We start from the raw sequence: 17,476 nt of genomic DNA on the forward strand, positions 1-17,476 counted from the left end.
GCCGAAATGGCACAATTTTTTAAAGCAAAACCAAATAGTTCCAAACAGTTGTCGGCCAAATTGTCGCTAACGGTCAACCAGCTCGATCACTTAGGGGCAGGTATAGCACAACATCAGGGGAAAGTCGTGTTCATCCCCGGTGCGCTGCCTAATGAAAACGTGCAGGTACAGCTGACGGAGCAGAAGAAAAATTATGCCCGCGCTAAGTTGGTCACTATTGATACGCCTAGTGCTGAGCGGGTTGTGCCTGCTTGCCCCCATTACCATACCTGTGGTGGTTGTGATTTACAGCATATGTCCTTAGCGGGTCAGCGTGAGCATAAAGAAGCCGCGCTGCTGGATATTATGGCTAAGTTTGCCGGTGCTGCTGGCGGTGTGTTATCTCCCGCCTTAACGGGGGAAGGCTGGCATTATCGCCGCCGTGCCCGTCTGGCAACCTTATTCGACAAAAATACCAAACAGTTAAGTTTAGGTTTTCGTGCGGCGAGCAGCAGCAATGTCGTGCCTATCAGCCAGTGTCAGGTGTTAGCTAAGCCATTATCGGATTTGATCGTGCCATTTGCTAAATTGCTGAATCAATTGTCGGCTAAAGCAAGTCTAGGTCATTTAGAGCTTATTGAAGCCGATAATGGTCACTTTGCGGTGCTGCGTATCACTAAGGCGTTAAACGATAAAGATCTCGCTAAGTTGTCAGCCTTTGCCGAGCAGCATCAGATCCACATTTGTTTGCAGGATAATGAAGGGCAATTCCACGGCGTCGGTGAGGCACTAGTCCTACCGAGTTACTCGCTTCTCGATGACCAAGGTTTGGCAAGTCCACAGGCTGTTAGTTTACGTTTTACCCCAGGTAACTTTGTGCAGGTCAATGGCCAAATCAACAAGGCTATGGTTGAGCAAGCATTGGCGTGGCTAGCCCCACAGGCCGGTGAGCGGATTTTAGATCTGTTCTGCGGTATGGGTAATTTTAGTTTGCCCTTAGCCAAAATGGGCAGCGATGTGATAGGCGTCGAAGGGGTTGCCGAAATGGTGAACCAAGCGCGGGATAATGCCTTAGCTAATGGGCTCGATAATCTCACCTTCTACCACGGCGATTTGAGTGCGGATTTATCCCTCGAGCCTTGGATGGGGAAGATCGATAAATTATTGCTCGATCCTGCTCGGGCTGGTGCCTTTGAAAGTTTACAGTGGCTGAAGAAAATGAAGCCGCGCAAGGTTGTGTATGTCTCTTGTAATCCCGCCAGTTTAGGCCGCGATAGTGCGGTTTTACTAGATCGGGGTTATAAGCTGCAACAACTCGGATTAATCGATATGTTCCCGCAGACGCATCATATCGAAGCGATGGCGTTGTTTGAATTGGTAAAATAAATCTAGGACACTTAAAGTCAGTTAGATATCGCCACTTGAGCCGCTAAGAGTGAATCAACAAAGTAAGCAAAGCGTTTGAATAACGTAAAAAATGTGATTATTACGTCGGTTGGGTTTGACAAGTTCGCGCCAATGCTGAAGATAGGAGAGCTGAAGTGGTGCCCACTTTCTCCCTGAGCACGGATAAGGAAATAAATTAGATGGTCTCTGTTCGCGAAGCGCACTTTAATGATCCCGATTTTCACTTAGAAGATTGGGTGGCCCGCTATGTCGCTCATGCCGATGAAGCTCAGATGCTGCTCACTCTGATTGGGCAGATTGATGCTTTGCCCTCCAAGAGTCCCGCTGCGAAGAGAGAACTGCTCGAACGTGCCCGCGAGATGATTGAAATCCTCGCGCCGCTGAACATGGATATCGAAACCCTGCAGGCGGCAATTCTGTTTGTGGTGTTCGATGCCGGACTCTTGACCGAAGAAGCCATCAAAGAAAAATTTGGTGAGCCGCTGGCGCGTTTAGTGGCGAGCGTCGTGACCATGAATGCCATCGGCGCCTTGAAAATTAACCCCAATTCGCGCTCAACCGAGCCGCAAATCGACAATATCCGCCGCATGTTATTGGCGATGGTTGAAGATGTGCGCGCAGTAGTGATTAAACTTGCCGAACGCGTGTGTTTGCTACGGGCGGTGAAAAATGCCGATGAAGAAACTCGCGTGTTGTTGGCCCGTGAAATTGCCGATATTTATGCGCCGCTGGCTAACCGTTTAGGGATTGGCCAATTGAAGTGGGAGCTGGAAGATATTTCTTTCCGCTATCTACATCCAGACACCTATAAAGACATCGCTAAGCAGTTAGACGGTAAGCGGCTGGATCGTGAAGTCTTTATCGACAAGTTTGTCAGCCAATTGCAGCAAAGGTTAGATGAAGATCATATCCGCGCTAAGGTCTACGGCCGGCCGAAACACATCTACAGTATCTGGCGCAAGATGAAGGGCAAGCACCTCAAATTCGATGAGTTGTTTGATGTGCGCGCCGTGCGTATCGTGACCGAGCGTTTGCAGGACTGTTACGGCGCCTTAGGTGTTGTACATACGCTTTGGCACCATATTCCCCGTGAATTTGACGACTATGTCGCTAACCCTAAACCTAACGGTTATCAATCGATTCATACCGTAGTGGTGGGGCCTGAGGGCAAAACCGTTGAAATTCAAATTCGTACCCAAGACATGCATGAAGATGCAGAGCTGGGTGTGGCCGCGCATTGGAAATATAAAGAAGGCAATCATTCCGGTAAGCAAAGCGGCTACGAAGAAAAAATTAACTGGCTGCGCAAAATTCTGCAATGGCAGGAGGATGTGGTCGAAAGTGGCAACTTGGTCGAAGAAGTACGCAGCCAAGTGTTTGAAGACAGAGTCTATGTGTTCACCCCAAGCGGTGAAGTCGTTGACCTGCCACTGGGCTCAACTGTGCTCGACTTTGCCTATTACATTCACTCCCAGGTGGGGCATAAATGTATTGGTGCTAAGGTCGATGGCCGTATTGTGCCGTTCACCTATCAGGTTGAAACGGGCGAGCGTATCGAGATCATCACCTCGAAACAGCCTAATCCCAAGCGCGACTGGCTTAACCCTAACTTAGGTTATATCCGTACCTCGCGGGCGCGTTCGAAAATCCAGCATTGGTTCAAGCAACAGGACAGAGACAAGAATATTGTCGCCGGCAAAGAAATGCTTGAATCTGAACTGGCGCGGGTGAGTCTTAAAATTAAAGACGCTGCGATTGCGGTCGAGCGCTTTAATATGGCGAGCATGGATGACTTACTGGCAGCGATTGGTGGCGGTGATGTTCGTCTGCACCAAGTGGTTAACCATATTCAAAGCCGTCTGCGGCTCGACGACGTGTCAGAAGAAGATGCCGTCGAAGAATTAGTCAAGAAAGGCCAACATAAGCCAACCTCCAGTGGCCGAGGTCAGGTTGAAGTCAACGGTGTGGGTAATTTACTTAATCATATTGCCCGTTGTTGTCAGCCAGTACCCGGAGATGAGATTTTAGGTTTTATCACTAAGGGGCGTGGCATTTCAGTGCATCGCGCCGATTGTGAACAAGTTAAAGAGCTGATGCGCCTTCATCCAGAGCGTGGTGTCGATGTGGTCTGGGGGGAAAATTACTCTGGCGGTTATCGCATGCGCCTGCGGGTATTGGCCCACGACCGTAGCGGCTTATTGCGTGACTTAACCTCAGTGCTGGCCGCCGAAAAATCCAATGTATTGGCCATGAGTTCGTCATCGGACACTAAAAACCAGACCGCCGCGATTGAGTTGGAACTGGAGCTTTATAACCTAGATGGTTTATCGCGGGTGTTATCTAAGTTATCCCAAGTCGATAGTGTGATTGAGGCTCGTCGACTGTAGTTTTCGATTTTGCTTTCAAAAGGGCGGTAGGGCGTAAATCCCTACCGCTTTTTTGTTTGTTTTTGGAAAAGAGCTCCAATGCCAATCTTAACTACCGAACGTGCTATTTGTTAGGCTAAAAAGTAAAGGGACAAAAGCGATCAGCATTATTCGCGGGATTATCTGCAATTCGGATAAACAAAAGTCATACCGAGCGTTGAATAGTGGACATTTATTAGCTTAAGGATGCAACGCTTGGCTTGGCGATTTACCTTTACACCAATGTCCGCTGTGATGTTGCTCTTTGAATTCACACATCGCATCCCAACGACCACTTATGCCACTGTATTGACGGCGAAATTCTTTGGCTGAGGTCAACCAAGCATCGGGCGCAATGCCTAACTCATTAAGCAGTTTTGGCCGTTGGTTATCGATATAACCTTTTTTATCCTGGCGAATCGCTCGGCCGGTCCAATCAATCAGTTCGAGATAATCGGCAAAATGAAACGGAATGCCAGATTGCTGACTTAGATGTGTTGAACCATCAAATTTGGCGAGAGACTTGTATGTTGTTTGCGGTAGTTTATTTGCGGATTGAGCCAGTGTGTTAAGTGAGGGAAAAGTGTCATCTTGCGGGTCTAGCGAACTAATTCTTTCTTGAATCGATGTAAAATCAGAGGATTGCAAAGAGTCAGCAATGCCCGCTCTGATAGGATTTAAATCCACATACATCATGCATGCCAGCAAAGCTTGTTCATCCAATAATGCTTGCGACTTAAACCGACCTTCCCAGAAGGCCCCTTTACACTCATCTTCACGATTGGCCTTACGAGCAATTTCTTCATTTAAACAGCGCATAAACCAGCTGATACTACTTAATCGTTCATGCCACTCGGCAAGTAAGCCATCGAGTAACATGACTTCAGCGTCGATTAAAAGCATCACCATTCATATATTTAGTGGCGACTGAATGGCCCTTAGTGATTTGACGCCAGCGGCTGATAATGTCTTTTTGCGTTAACGATTTTGCCTTGTCGACGATCAATTTTAAGCACTAAATGATAGTGATTGCTCATCACCGCATAAGCGCAAATATCAATGCAAAAAATCGCAGATAATGCCTTGATTTTATCGACAATCCAGCCACGTCTATGCTCATAACTACGGCCCGTGAGTTTATCTTCACCACATAAAAAAGCCCTACGAACACAGCGATTTATCACATGATAGAAAGGCGTTGCATTGGCATCAATTAACTGTCTTCTGGCCGAGGTCATCACAAACTCCACACAGACAAAATCAAGATAATTTAAAGCCTAGTAGAAGGGGCTGAAAAACACAAAAAGATGTGGCTGTCCTTGCCTGTTTCCTTGCCTGTTGCCTTTGCTAGCAGCCGAAGGCTGCGTGCTGCCGGACCTTGTTAGAGGCCCTTACTCTTTTTCCCATGAACCAGCCTGATAATTAACTTTTAAGGTGTATGTTTCATTAACCCACCAAGATTTATTGACGTCTTTGCTAGGTTTTTGTGACTTTACTTTAAGGATTAAATTACTCGGTGGATCCTCTGTTTCTGGAAAACTTACCCACTTAATAAATTCCCAGTTATACCCTTCTGGTAATTGATAAAGTTTCTGCTCGGGATACTCACCGTTTTCTGACACGGCAATATACATTGTTGATTTTGGACAGGTGTCCGGTGAACCATCACATTCTCCGTGCTCTTGCACGCGAAAAACACGAGCAAACATTTTTGACGATTCAGGCGTTTCAGCGAGTAAAACAAAATTTGTCAGAACGTCTTTTAGCTTTGAGTCTTTAATAACAGACAACTGCTCAGCATCAGTTAAAAATGGGACAAGTAAAAAAATAGCATTGCGCTGAATCGCATATAAGCCTCTAACGCTTAGCACACGGGCGGAAAAACGCGTTAGCGTTTGACGTCCCAGTGGCCTCAGGCCACGAGTGTTGCGCCTTGTTATAAGCCATTTGTGTTAACCCTATTACCACAATGAATGCAAACAATTGTGCCAGAAAACCAACGCCAAACAACTTTAGACCAATCCCCACTTGATGCTGGATGTGGTGCTGCGAGGCCCTGAACAGTTAAACATTTATTGCAGTGAGGGCAACGGTTAAAAAATGCCAAGACAATATGAACAGCAACAGCACCAAGAAACGCACCGAAGATGTATACCAAATGACTCGCACTTGCTCCCGGTGGAGAGAAAAACTTACCGTAACCCAGCGCTAGAAAGAAGATGATCAGAAGAGACCACCCAATAAAAACGCTGAGTACATCGAGTTTGCCTATTAACGTTTTGAACACCGATCTTCCCTATGGCTTATAACGCTCCGTTAACGGGCGAGCGTTGTTTGCGAGTCCGTGCCAGCGTTGTTTGCTGGCGTTTTCGTTAAACGGCTTGTTATACATCGTTATCTTTTGACCAGGGCAATTGAATATACAGCAATGCATGAATCACCAAGCTTATGGGTGTTATACGCGCAATAGAGTTTAAGTCAATTTCGTTTGCGTCGAGATAATTTCCCACGACATAAGAAAGCATTAATGTAAAAGTTCCCGAAATTGAAAACCCTATCGCCCTGATGGTTTTATTGCGTTGAGAGGTTTCTAGTTGAGAATAAACAACGACAGATACAACAATCGAAGGTATCAAAAATAACATATACAAAGGTACAAGGGCATTCGAATAATCATCTTCAAGTAGAGCATTTACAACAATGAATATAGCCATAGGTAAATAAACTAAGCCCAAAAATTTAGACGTAGATTTTAAATTCGAAACAAATCGTTTTTTCGTATCCTGATTCAAATGTGCTCCATGCTAAAAAGATGTATAGACATAATGACTCCCCACAAAGATGCTGATCTCCAATCAATCGTGGGTTAGCTGAAAGCTAGAGCCATAATAGTTTTGTCAAAGAAACTAAAAATTGGAGATCAGCATGATAAAACATAACATACTTTTCATTGGCTTAGATACTCATAAAGCATTCGTCGAGGTCGCCTACATCGAAGATGATTATGGGGCACAAGCGGTACATTACGGCCGCGTTTCTAGTGCAAAAGCCTCCATCACTAAACTAGCAAAACAATTTCAATCCAAGTATCCAGATGCAACACTGCACTTTGTCTACGAAGCAGGCCCTTGTGGCTATTGGATCTATCGGCTCCTCACTACCAACGCCCCGCTTAGGGGCAATAACACGTGGGTTAAAATTAGGAGCGAAGCGACTGAGCCCACGTGTTATTGTCCCAGGGTGCTTGCGACCGGCTACAGCGGTTTGTTATGCGTTAGCGCCGATGGTATAAAATACCAAGCGATCCTCGAACCCAGACTTCCTTGAACTCTGAACCAACTTCGAATGTATTAAAGTGCGCTTTTGATACATCCAATTTCACCGGCTCACTTGAGTTCGGAAGTGAAACGTATACATAGTAACTCATACCGCCTTTCGTACTCTTATATGTATCAAGTTCGACAACTGTACCTGTTAGATAAACTTCATCTTGGCTACCCACAAAAGCATTAAAGAACAGAACATAGCCGCCACTAAATAGTAATAGCAAAGCTGCAACCATTGAAGTCCATGCAATACCCTTAAATTTTCCAGCTTTACGTCGAAATTTTGGTAGCTTGTAAAAATAAACGTAGAAAGATATGCCAAAGATTGGAATAGACAAATATTTAAAGGCCCAGTGATAAGGCGCATTCAAAACTGTGTCATATAAAAAGTTGGGGACTATGGCAACAATTGCTACAAGAATAAAAAGCCAGTCTCCATACTTTTTTAGATAAAACTCCAAGGCCTCTCCTTTGACGCATAACTTCAAGTTAACGGGCTGGGCGTAGCGAAGCGGAGACCAGTCCAGTGAGCAACGCGAACGGCGTTGAACGCCTTGTTATGCAGTATTGAAAAAATGAACCCGATTTCGCCTCAGAAGTAACGACTGGTTTCTCGGACTAGCGTTCAACACTGTAAACAGAAAAAATGGTTGTAAGGAATTACCCACGACGGCGTTGATGTGCAGAAGCTCATAATCGCTGCGTCGAAATTGCTGAAGCCCACGGCTAAAATGTTTGGCGTATTATGAGCGGGCACCACGCTGCAATAGTGAGCTGTAAACAACACTGAACTTGCAGCTAACACCGCTTTAAAACTCGAATTCCCCGCAAAGCTACCAACGAATAAAAACTGCATAACATTTTATTAGTGCGCATGCGCGTTTACCTTGTTGGACCAGTGAAAACGCGCACAGTTAACTAGCTGTATGCAAAGAACTTATCAGCTTTCTATCAAATACACCACTTGGGAAAACGCGCATGCGCGTTTTCCAAACCTATTAACTAATTTGGTTAAACCATATGTAGTTGATTTTAAATGGTTTTGATAATTTCAGATTGGAAAAACGCGCAAAATAATGGGTTTAAAACGCGAAAAGCTACTTAAATTTGAATATGACTGTATACCCATGGCTCTTCTCTGAACTGTTAGAGCAAGTAGTTCGTCAATTTTCGATTCACTAAATAAATGCTAGCAAGCTTTGGGGCAATAGCTTTTTAGCTGAATGAACAGCCAGAGGGGTAGTTAAGATTGGCATTGTTGCACCAGTGACCTTCTAAAACATGGGTGTTTTAGTAGAGCCCTCAGGGACGCTTCTTGTTAAATAAAGGGGCGGCGTGTCACTGGGGAAGTAATGTCAATTAATGCGTAATGCGCGTAGCTCAACTGTCTTACTTTGGGGCAATTGCGTTTCAGAGGGTCCTTTATATTCAGAAAATTAGCTGTAATACACTTCGGCCTGGTTATTACGCTGCCGCTCTTCATTTTTCTCGCTGGCTTCTTTAATCAGTTCTACTTTTTGAGCCTGAAGCAATGCGATTTGCTTGGTTTTTTCTTCCTCGGATAAAGTGTTATCGGCGGCGATTTTGGCCATTTCCTCTTCGAGTTGTTTCAGTTTTTCCCTATCCACGCCTGTGCGTTTATCGAGAATTGCCTGCATCGCTTCTTCTAGTCTATTGGTTGGTTTTTCTGGTTCAGAGGTTCCAGCAATGGCTTGTACATTCTCCGTATAGCCTTGTTTGGCATTGGGCGCGAGGTGACTATAGGTATCGGCTGTTGCAACAGGCGCAGTAGAAGAGAGCGTGACTGAATCTTGGCTTGCCGCTGAACCCGATGTGGTCATTGAAGATGAATTATTGGCTTGGCTACTCTGGCTCGATTTGAGTTGTGTGAGTGCCACATTGGCATAGTTCTTAGCAATGGTATAGCTATTGGGGTTGATGGTGCTCATGTCCGATTCCTTTACGTATGGCCCAGTGGTTGCGATTAAGTCCCTTTGTACCTTTGATGTTAATGCTGTGCGGTTAAATGGCGCTACCGGGCGTTTGAACTCAATCTAATTACCGCACATTTTTAATAAGCAAGTTAGAGGCCAAGCTTGATTCATCTGTGATTAACTTATTGGAGTACGTTTGAACCAGACTTCTCGAAAATATTTATACAAAAATTTGATCCTTGTACAACTATGGACCGTAATACTGTCCATAGTTATACAACGAGTCTTCTTATGTACAAGTTTAACCCGCAGCGAATTCAGATTGGGATCAGTGCTTGCTTATTGGGGGAGAAGGTTCGTTTCGATGGTGGCCATAAAAACTCTTCCTACTGTAATCAAGAGATTGCGCCATTTTTTGATTATGTGCCAGTTTGCCCTGAAATGGCGATTGGCCTTGGTGCGCCCCGTAAAAGTATCCGTCTAGTCCGTGATGGTGAAACCATCTTGGTTCAGAGCGGTGACGGTAGCTTAGATGTGACCGACAGGCTCAATGAATACAGCGAAAACAAGGTTCAGGAGCTCGACTTCCTCGGCGGGTATTTGCTCTGTGCTAAGTCGCCAACCTGCGGCATGGAACGGGTCACTGAGTACAAAATTGGCACCAACAATGGATCTAAGTCGGGGATTGGTGTGTTTGCCCGCAAGTTGATGGAGCGTTACCCATTATTACCCGTGGAAGAAGAAGGCCGCTTGCATGACATGGTGCTGCGGGATAACTTTTTCACCCGCGTTTATGCCTATCACGATTGGCACCTTATGCGGCATGAAGGGCTGACTAAGCATAGGTTAGTGAAGTTTCATTCCCGCTATAAATATCTGTTAATGGCACATAGCCCAATATGGTATCGCGAGCTTGGGTCGATAGTGGCCAATATTGAGGATCTTGAGCAAAGCGCGACCCACTACTTTGACGGCTTTATGGCGGCGCTGAAAATCAATGCGACCCGTAAAAACCATACCAGTACGCTGCAGCATATTCAGGGTTACTTTAAAAAGCATCTGAGCAAAGAGCAAAAGACAGAACTGTCTGAAGCTATTATGAAATATCGCCAAGGCCTATTGCCTCTGTTAGTCCCCATCACGCTGATTAACCATTACCTGCGGGAATTTCCGACGCCTTATATTGAAGAACAAGTGTATTTAAATCCTCACCCAGAGGCGTTAAAGCTGCGCTATGCCTATTAGTCGTTGTTTTCTACGCCACAAAAAAGAGTAAGTGATTAATATGAAAAAAGATTTACCCTTAATCAGCGATGACGAAACCTTACTGCCTATAGGTGAAGTGTCGGCATTAACGGGCGTGAATGCCGTGACCTTAAGGGCATGGCAGCGCCGTTTTGGTTTAGTGATCCCCAAGCGCACACCTAAGGGGCACAGGCTATATACGAGCGAAAATATCCAAGAAATCCATGAGATTAATGCATGGCTAGCTAAAGGCGTTGCGATTAGCAAGGTTAAACCTTTGCTGACGAGTACTGCCAAATCTTCGTCTACAGAAATGGTTGAACCTCAAGTTGTCGAGCTGTGGGGCGAGCAAATGACTACGTTGAATACGGCAGTGTTCGACTTCAATCAGCGCAAATTGCAGCAGATATTGGATGAGGCATTTAGTTTATATCCTTTTCAATTAGTGAAAGAAAAGTTACTGCAACCTTGGCTTAATCAACTCGATGACTTAGTGGATGAACGGCTCGATGCCGAACTCATTATGGCGTGGTTAAAGAGCGAATTACTCAGCCGAGTAGGCGGGCGTTATGCTTTTACTGGGCAGCCAGCCGCGGCGCGCATTGCTGTGGTGCAGTTATCCCACGGCGCTGCAACACCGCCTAACTCTAGTCGTACTAAAAGCTTGTATTCTCTGCTGCTATCCCTCGAGTTAGCGTCGCTTAGGGTATCGGTTATCGACCTTGGCGAGCAGGCCATAGGCCATTTACCGCTGCTGCGAGGCCGGCTTAAGCTCGATGCGCTCCTGCTTATTCCTGATCCAAATCATTCCGGTTCTGAGCAGGCTGAAATGCTCACTGTGCTGACACAAATGAGTTTCCCCTGTCGATTTGTTGGCCCCTTTGCGCCGACTTTGACTTCCTTATCGGCTTTCTGGGCGCCTTCGATTGCTGACTTGATTGGGCAAATATCGACTCGCTCGGTGGGGAAGGTCAACAGAAGTCACAAAGGCAAAGGGAAAAGCGAGCAGGGCAATAGTGGGGAACACAATGATATCAGCTAACCATCCAATAAAATCAGCTCATCATTCAACCCCAAAAGAAGCGCAGGGCAATAATGCACTGATGTGGTTTCGCCAGGATTTACGCCTTGCCGATAATCAAGCGCTAACCGCCGCTTGCGATTGGGCGCGGGCGAATAGCGTGGCACTTAAGGCCATTTACATCGCTACCCCAAGCCAGTGGCAACGCCATGATGTGGCGCCCATCCAGTTAGATTTTATCGAACGTCACATCAATTTACTTGCCCAAGGGCTGGCGAGTCTGGGTATTACATTCGAATTAATTCAGCTAGATACCTTTGCCGATGTGCCTAGGTTTCTCGGTCATTACTGTCTACAGCAGGGTATTGGCCGCGTGTTTGCCGGCAGTGAGCCTGAGATTAATGAGCAACAGCGCGACCAAGCCTGTATTCAGGTGGGTATCCCTCTAGTGTTAACCGAAGAGCATTGTTTGCTTAAGCCGGGCACAGTGCTGAACTTGTCCGGCGACATGTATAAGGTGTTCACGCCTTTTAGCCGTAAGTGGCGAGAAATTGCCGCCCGCCATGCCATTTTGCCGCTTCCAGTTCCGGCGCCGCTTGGACCTGTGTTGGCCGAGCCAAAGCCGCTTTTATTTAACCATGTCACTAAAGTATCGAGTGAATTTTGGGCAGCGGGAGAAGGGCAGGCAAAGCTTTTACTCTCGGCATTTATTCAACAGAAAGTGCAGGATTATAAGCAAGATAGGGATTTTCCTGCCATCGATGGCACCAGTTCAATGTCACCCTATCTGGCCATTGGTGTGGTTAGCCCAAGACAATGTGTTGCCGCGCTGCTGCATCACTTTCCTGAGGTGATTGCCGATGACACTAGCCCAGCCCGTACTTGGTTAAATGAGCTTACCTGGCGTGAGTTTTATCGTCATTTGCTGGTGGCGTTTCCTGACTTATCTAAGAGTCACAATTTCAATCGGCAAGCCGACCATGTGCAGTGGCGCAACAATCCGCAGGAGTTTGCCGCTTGGTGTGAAGGTCGTACAGGCTATCCGATTATCGATGCGGCAATGCGCCAACTCAATCAAACGGGTTGGATGCACAACCGTTTGCGTATGGTGGTGGCGAGTTTCCTGACTAAACATCTGCTGATCGATTGGCGTTGGGGCGAGCGTTATTTCCGCCAAAAGCTCATCGATGGTGATTTAGCCGCGAATAATGGCGGCTGGCAGTGGTCCGCTGGTTGTGGCTGCGATGCCCAGCCCTATTTCCGCATTTTTAATCCTATGAGCCAGAGTGAAAAGTTTGATCCAGATGGCAGCTTCATCCGTAAGTACTTACCAGAGCTCGCATCTTGGGGAATTAAGCAATTACATCAACCCAGTACAGCGCAGACACCGTCCTTGTTTGAACCGCCGTTATTCAACACTCAAACGGCTTACCCGAGTGCGATTGTCGAGCACAGTGCAGCAAGAGCAAGGGCGTTAACCGTACTAGGCGTATTGAAAAAGGCCGCGGCCCAATAAATAGGATCAGGAGCAATAACCAGATGACAAACCAAGTGACGACTGAGACTAATACGCTTGTTGATGATTTTATTCAGCTTTATCAAGCTTTGAATAAAGATAACTTGCATTTGTTAGCTCAGGTTTATGACGACAGTATTAGCTTTACCGATCCTATGCATCAAATCACCGGGCTAGCATCGTTAACTCAGTACTTCGCGAAGTTATATAAGAATGTTAAGCATATTCAGTTTGAGATCAAAGAAGTACAGCAGGATGCGAATCAAGCTGCGCTATTTTGGCAGATGCAATATTGCCACCCTAAGTTGAATAAAGGCGGACTTATCCGTGTCGATGGCATGAGCCAACTTAAATTCAACGACAAGATTTATTTTCACAGGGATTACTTCGACCTAGGGCAAATGTTGTATGAGCATTTGCCTTGCATGGGCGGCCTTATCCGCTTGCTCAAAGACAGGGCGGCTAAGTAATGGACGTTGTTAAGCCATTGAAAATAAATTCAGTGCTGATTACAGGTGCAAGCTCAGGCATTGGGCTGCAACTGGCGCAGGATTATTTAGCCTTAGGTTGGCACGTCATTGCCTGTGGCCGCTCCCAAGAAAGATTAGATGCGTTAGCCTTGAATGAACTCGTAGGTGCCACGCTGTTAATTTTTGATATATCCCAGCGCGACCAAGTTCAACAAGCTGGCCAAGATTTAGCCGAGCTATTGGCGAAAACCGATTGCCAGCTCGATTTGGTGATTTTGAATGCCGGCAGTTGTGAGTACATAGACGATGCGAAGGCCTTCGATGATGTGTTATTCGAGCGCGTCGTCCATACCAATTTGATTGCGATGGGATATTGCCTCGGGGCATTTTTACCTTTAATGCCAAGGGGTTCACGTATTGGCTTAATGAGTTCCAGCGCTATTTATCTGCCTTTCCCTCGCGCGCAAGCCTACGGCGCCTCTAAAGCTGGCGTGCAGTATTTAGCCTCGAGTCTCGCGCTTGATCTTGCCAAGAATGACATAGGCGTGAGCTTGGTTTGCCCTGGTTTTGTGGCGACACCACTGACCGCAAAAAATGATTTTTCTATGCCAATGCAAGTGAGTGTACAAACCGCTTCTAAGGCGATACGTAATGGGCTGAAAGGTGGCAAGCGCGAGATCCATTTTCCGCGACGCTTTACTTATCCATTGAAATTAATGTCGTTTTTACCTGCCTTTGTATGGCAAAAAATGATTGCAAACGATACTCAAGCCAAGCCGCTTAAGGACAAGAGTGTATGAAAAATATCGCCATCGTCGGCACCGGCATTTCTGGATTAACCTGCGGCCATCTATTAAGCGAGTCGCATAAGATCACAGTGTTTGAGGCCAATGACTATATTGGCGGCCATACGGCGACAGTCGATGTGGAGCACCAAGGACAAACCTACGCCATAGACACAGGTTTTATCGTGTTCAACGACAGAACCTATCCACGATTTGAACGTTTATTGGCTCGCCTCAATGTCAGCATATTACCGACTGAGATGAGTTTCAGCGTCCATAATGCGCTGACAGGGCTTGAATATAATGGCCACAATTTAGGGAGTTTGTTTGCCCAAAAGCGTAACCTGCTGAATCCGCGCTTTTGGGCCTTTTTAAAAGAAATTCTACGCTTCAATAAAGGCTGTAAGGCACTCTATCAACAGGATATTTACCCTGAAGGTAACTTAGGTGAATATTTAGACAGTGAAAACTTTTCGCGCTTTTTTGCCGAGCACTATATTTTGCCCATGGGGGCGGCGATTTGGTCTTCGAGCATAGAAGATATGCGCGCGTTTTCGTTGAAGTTTTTTATTCGTTTCTTCCAGCACCATGGTTTATTAAATGTCAGTGATAGACCCCAGTGGTATGTGTTAAAGGGCGGTTCACGGAGTTATATTCCTGATCTTATTGCGCCCTTTAAAGACAATATTCGCCTTAACTCCCCCGTGACGGGTATTGAACGCCATGGCAATGGGGTGAAGCTAGCGGTTAACGGTGAATGGTTGGAATTCGATGAGGTGATTTTAGCCTGTCATAGCGACCAAGCACTGCGGATGTTAAACGATCCCACGCCAACAGAACGCGCCATTCTAGGCGATCTCAGCTATCAGAATAACGATGTGGTGCTGCATATGGATACAAGTATCTTGCCTAAGCGAAAAGTGGCTTGGGCGAGTTGGAACTATCGGCTTGACGGCAATCTAAAACGTCCAGCGTCAGTGACTTACAACATGAACATACTGCAGCAGTTGCCAGCTAATGCGCCGACGTTTTGTGTCACCTTGAATCAGTCAGAGTTGATTGATGAGGCGAAAGTGATACGCCGTTTCAATTATGCCCACCCAGTGTTTAACGAAGCTAGCCTTAAGGCCCAGGGCCGCCGTGAGGAAATATCCGGTCAAAATCATACTCATTTTGCAGGAGCCTATTGGCACAATGGTTTCCATGAAGATGGTGTTCGCAGTGCACTGGATGTGTGTGCCCATTTTGGTGTCAGCCTATGACAGCTTTAAATGTGACAGGTCCCAATATGCCAGAGCTAAATAGCGGCATTTATTACGGTACTGTATCCCACAGCCGTTTTACGCCGATTAAACATAGTTTTAGTTATGCAATGGCGCTGCTGGCGATTGACTTAGATGAAGTCGACAAGATAAGTGCCATGGGGCGTATTTTTGCCAGTCAGCGCCGTGCTTTACTGAGATTTAATCCAAGGGATTATTTAACGACCTTTACGACTAAATCCAATAACAGCGGTGAAGTAGTCGTTGCCGATCCGAGCGCCGCGGCACTGAAGAGTCGAGTGCTGGCTCAAGTGGCCGAGTTAGGTGCAGATAAGCTGTGCGACCGAGTCTTGTTTGTGGGGCAGATCCGTCATTTGGGTGTGTATTTCAGCCCTGTCAATTTTTACTTTTGTTATCAAGATCAAACGCCTTTATACATGTTGGCCGAGGTGAGTAACACGCCTTGGGATCAGCGCCATTGCTATTTAGTGGATGTAGCCGCGCCCAAACCGTCTGACAAGGTGTTTCACGTTTCCCCTTTTATGACCCTCGATATGCGTTATCTCTGGCATGTGGCTGCGCCGAGTGAAGACTTAAATATTGGTATTGAAAACAAGTCGATGCAGGAAAATGGCAAAAAATTGTTTAATGCCAATCTTGTGATGAAACGCCAACCGATCACGGCGGCCAATTTGCGGATGCTGTTGTTTCGCTTCCCTTTTATGACGCTCAAGATCTTTTTCGGGATTTATTGGCAAGCGCTGAAACTCTTTTTCAAACGTGTGCCCTTTGTGCCGCATCCAGCTCAGGTGGAGAAATAACATGGAAAATACTGCTTCACAGGCCTCTGTCGACACAGGGAAACTGCCCGACAGTATTGCGCGTAAAGTCTTGCTTAAGGCGCTGGAAAGTCTGCCCCACGGCTGCTTGACCTTGGTTGAGGGCGACAAGAGCTATCGTTTTGGTGAGAGTCATACCGATTTACACGCGACCTTAGTGGTTAAACACCCCAGTTTTTATCGCCAAATCATGCTTTCAGGCTCCATTGGTGCGGGTGAAGGCTATATTCAAGGCCATTGGACGAGCCCAGATCTCACCAAAGTCGTGCAACTGTTTGCCCGCAATTTAGCTTTGCTCGATAGGATTGAAGCCAAGTTTTCTTGGTTAACGGGCACGATAAACCGTGTGAAGCATGTGCTGAATCGTAACTCGCAGCAGGGCTCGAAGCGCAATATTCTGGCCCATTACGATTTAGGTAATGCCATGTACGAGCAATTCCTCGACCGTGAAATGTTGTACTCGAGTGCGCTTTATCCCCATGAGGAAGCCAGTTTGCAGGAAGCTCAGCTGTTTAAGCTGATGACTATTTGCGAGCGCCTCGATTTACAGCCGGGTCAAACTTTACTGGAAATTGGCACCGGCTGGGGCGCACTGGCTATTTATGCGGTAAAGCATTATGACGTGCAGGTGACAACGACAACGATTTCTGATGCGCAATACGCCTATGCCAAAGCGCGCGTTGAAAGTGAAGGACTAAGCGATAAAGTGACGCTGCTGACCGAAGATTATCGCAATCTGACGGGGCAATACGACAGGGTTGTTTCTATCGAGATGATTGAAGCGGTAGGGCATGAATATTTGCCGGGTTTCTTTAAAAAGCTGGAATCACTGTTAAAACCCCATGGGCGCATGCTGCTTCAGGCGATAACGATTGCCGATCAACGTTACGACAGTTATCGCAAAGGCGTGGATTTTATTCAGCGCTATATTTTCCCCGGTGGCTGCTTACCCTCTGTCAGCCAAATGGTCGGTCACATCGCGAAACAGACGGATATGGTGGTCTGGTCGCTCAATGATATGGGGCTCGATTACGCTAAAACTCTGCGGCATTGGCATGGGAATTTCGATCATGCTGTGGGTGAAATCCAAACCTTAGGTTATGGCGAAGATTTTATCCGCATGTGGAAATTCTACCTAAGTTATTGCGAGGGTGGATTTTTAGAACGCACCACCAGCACAGTGCATTTAGTTGCCGTACGTCCAGACTATCGCATTCCCAATAATCGCCTTTTCGAGGTGAAATCCGTTTAGCTACATGTATTTAAATGCGTTCGTTTAAATAAAAT

General features: G+C 46.3%; 15 protein-coding genes and 2 pseudogenes. 11 read left to right on the forward strand and 6 right to left on the reverse strand.

The genetic code is table 11. The features are described 5' to 3' along the window. Positions 1–6 precede the first annotated feature (6 nt). Both rlmD and relA read left to right on the forward strand, forming a co-directional pair. Positions 7–1,365, forward strand: coding sequence for a 23S rRNA (uracil(1939)-C(5))-methyltransferase RlmD (rlmD, locus tag SOHN41_RS04765; RefSeq protein WP_007646187.1), 1,359 nt, complete (start codon positions 7–9; stop codon positions 1,363–1,365). A gap of 200 nt (positions 1,366–1,565) precedes the next feature. Beyond that, on the forward strand, positions 1,566–3,773 hold the full coding sequence (relA, locus tag SOHN41_RS04770; protein ID WP_007646189.1) for a GTP diphosphokinase: 2,208 nt from the start codon (positions 1,566–1,568) through the stop codon (positions 3,771–3,773). A gap of 219 nt (positions 3,774–3,992) precedes the next feature. Here relA and SOHN41_RS04775 read toward each other — a convergent pair. From SOHN41_RS04775 to SOHN41_RS04785, 4 genes and pseudogenes are all read right to left on the reverse strand, one after another. Next, positions 3,993–5,029, reverse strand: a pseudogene (locus SOHN41_RS04775) (transposase). Between the two features lie 153 nt (positions 5,030–5,182). Beyond that, positions 5,183–5,662 (reverse strand): hypothetical protein, encoded by a 480-nt coding sequence (locus SOHN41_RS04780; RefSeq protein WP_007646195.1) that lies wholly within the window; start codon positions 5,660–5,662, stop codon positions 5,183–5,185. A gap of 65 nt (positions 5,663–5,727) precedes the next feature. Further along, on the reverse strand, positions 5,728–6,078 hold the full coding sequence (locus tag SOHN41_RS20055) for a hypothetical protein (RefSeq protein WP_139058333.1): 351 nt from the start codon (positions 6,076–6,078) through the stop codon (positions 5,728–5,730). Between the two features lie 97 nt (positions 6,079–6,175). After that, positions 6,176–6,583 carry a hypothetical protein gene (locus tag SOHN41_RS04785; protein ID WP_037458069.1) on the reverse strand — a complete coding sequence of 136 codons (408 nt, stop codon included), beginning with the start codon at positions 6,581–6,583 and terminating at the stop codon, positions 6,176–6,178. Between the two features lie 133 nt (positions 6,584–6,716). Between SOHN41_RS04785 and SOHN41_RS19770 the strand changes: the two are divergent. Beyond that, a pseudogene (locus SOHN41_RS19770) lies at positions 6,717–6,953 on the forward strand (IS110 family transposase); the annotation flags it as partial. A gap of 112 nt (positions 6,954–7,065) precedes the next feature. Here the strand turns inward: SOHN41_RS19770 and SOHN41_RS20060 are convergent. Beyond that, entirely contained in the window at positions 7,066–7,578 is a 513-nt protein-coding gene (locus SOHN41_RS20060) for a hypothetical protein (protein ID WP_037458071.1), read from the reverse strand. 975 nt (positions 7,579–8,553) lie between these two features. Beyond that, positions 8,554–9,066 (reverse strand): hypothetical protein, encoded by a 513-nt coding sequence (locus SOHN41_RS04795; protein ID WP_007646197.1) that lies wholly within the window; start codon positions 9,064–9,066, stop codon positions 8,554–8,556. 276 nt (positions 9,067–9,342) lie between these two features. Here SOHN41_RS04795 and SOHN41_RS04800 point away from each other — a divergent pair, with 276 nt between their 5' ends. The 8 genes from SOHN41_RS04800 to SOHN41_RS04835 all read left to right on the forward strand — a co-directional run bounded on the left by SOHN41_RS04800 (position 9,343) and on the right by SOHN41_RS04835 (position 17,441). Then, the gene (locus SOHN41_RS04800; RefSeq protein ID WP_007646198.1) at positions 9,343–10,296 is read left to right on the forward strand and encodes a YbgA family protein; all 954 of its coding nucleotides are present in this window, start codon (positions 9,343–9,345) and stop codon (positions 10,294–10,296) included. A 40-nt stretch (positions 10,297–10,336) separates the two neighbouring features. After that, positions 10,337–11,338: a MerR family transcriptional regulator gene (locus SOHN41_RS04805; protein ID WP_007646199.1), complete on the forward strand. Its 1,002-nt coding sequence runs from the start codon at positions 10,337–10,339 to the stop codon at positions 11,336–11,338. Positions 11,339–11,399: 61 nt separating this feature from the next. Then, positions 11,400–12,833 carry a deoxyribodipyrimidine photo-lyase gene (gene phrB / locus SOHN41_RS04810; protein ID WP_007646201.1) on the forward strand — a complete coding sequence of 478 codons (1,434 nt, stop codon included), beginning with the start codon at positions 11,400–11,402 and terminating at the stop codon, positions 12,831–12,833. Positions 12,834–12,856: 23 nt separating this feature from the next. Further along, on the forward strand, positions 12,857–13,303 hold the full coding sequence (locus tag SOHN41_RS04815) for a nuclear transport factor 2 family protein (protein WP_007646203.1): 447 nt from the start codon (positions 12,857–12,859) through the stop codon (positions 13,301–13,303). Further along, positions 13,303–14,103: an SDR family NAD(P)-dependent oxidoreductase gene (locus tag SOHN41_RS04820; protein ID WP_007646205.1), complete on the forward strand. Its 801-nt coding sequence runs from the start codon at positions 13,303–13,305 to the stop codon at positions 14,101–14,103. Before SOHN41_RS04815 ends, SOHN41_RS04820 begins: the two co-directional genes overlap by 1 nt. After that, a complete protein-coding gene (locus tag SOHN41_RS04825) occupies positions 14,100–15,350 on the forward strand; it encodes an NAD(P)/FAD-dependent oxidoreductase (protein WP_007646207.1) in 1,251 nt (416 codons plus the stop codon). Before SOHN41_RS04820 ends, SOHN41_RS04825 begins: the two co-directional genes overlap by 4 nt. Continuing rightward, positions 15,347–16,171 carry a DUF1365 domain-containing protein gene (locus tag SOHN41_RS04830; RefSeq protein WP_007646209.1) on the forward strand — a complete coding sequence of 275 codons (825 nt, stop codon included), beginning with the start codon at positions 15,347–15,349 and terminating at the stop codon, positions 16,169–16,171. The genes SOHN41_RS04825 and SOHN41_RS04830 overlap by 4 nt, the downstream gene beginning before the upstream one ends. Position 16,172: 1 nt before the next feature. Next, positions 16,173–17,441, forward strand: coding sequence for an SAM-dependent methyltransferase (locus SOHN41_RS04835; protein ID WP_007646211.1), 1,269 nt, complete (start codon positions 16,173–16,175; stop codon positions 17,439–17,441). The last annotated feature ends 35 nt before the right edge of the window (positions 17,442–17,476 follow it).

Origin of the sequence: Shewanella sp. HN-41, from assembly GCF_000217915.1 — a bacterium.
Taxonomy (GTDB): Bacteria; Pseudomonadota; Gammaproteobacteria; order Enterobacterales; family Shewanellaceae; genus Shewanella.

Excerpts from the sequence above, each read along its gene's own strand:
- rlmD (WP_007646187.1), top strand. The coding sequence starts at position 7 with ATGGCACAATTTTTTAAAGCAAAACCAAATAGTTCCAAACAGTTGTCG.
- SOHN41_RS04830 (WP_007646209.1), top strand. The coding sequence starts at position 15,347 with ATGACAGCTTTAAATGTGACAGGTCCCAATATGCCAGAGCTAAATAGC.
- SOHN41_RS04835 (WP_007646211.1), top strand. The coding sequence starts at position 16,173 with ATGGAAAATACTGCTTCACAGGCCTCTGTCGACACAGGGAAACTGCCC.
- SOHN41_RS04815 (WP_007646203.1), top strand. The coding sequence starts at position 12,857 with ATGACAAACCAAGTGACGACTGAGACTAATACGCTTGTTGATGATTTT.
- SOHN41_RS04820 (WP_007646205.1), top strand. The coding sequence starts at position 13,303 with ATGGACGTTGTTAAGCCATTGAAAATAAATTCAGTGCTGATTACAGGT.
- SOHN41_RS04800 (WP_007646198.1), top strand. The coding sequence starts at position 9,343 with ATGTACAAGTTTAACCCGCAGCGAATTCAGATTGGGATCAGTGCTTGC.
- phrB (WP_007646201.1), top strand. The coding sequence starts at position 11,400 with ATGTGGTTTCGCCAGGATTTACGCCTTGCCGATAATCAAGCGCTAACC.
- SOHN41_RS04825 (WP_007646207.1), top strand. The coding sequence starts at position 14,100 with ATGAAAAATATCGCCATCGTCGGCACCGGCATTTCTGGATTAACCTGC.
- relA (WP_007646189.1), top strand. The coding sequence starts at position 1,566 with ATGGTCTCTGTTCGCGAAGCGCACTTTAATGATCCCGATTTTCACTTA.
- SOHN41_RS04805 (WP_007646199.1), top strand. The coding sequence starts at position 10,337 with ATGAAAAAAGATTTACCCTTAATCAGCGATGACGAAACCTTACTGCCT.
- SOHN41_RS04795 (WP_007646197.1), bottom strand. The coding sequence starts at position 9,066 with ATGAGCACCATCAACCCCAATAGCTATACCATTGCTAAGAACTATGCC.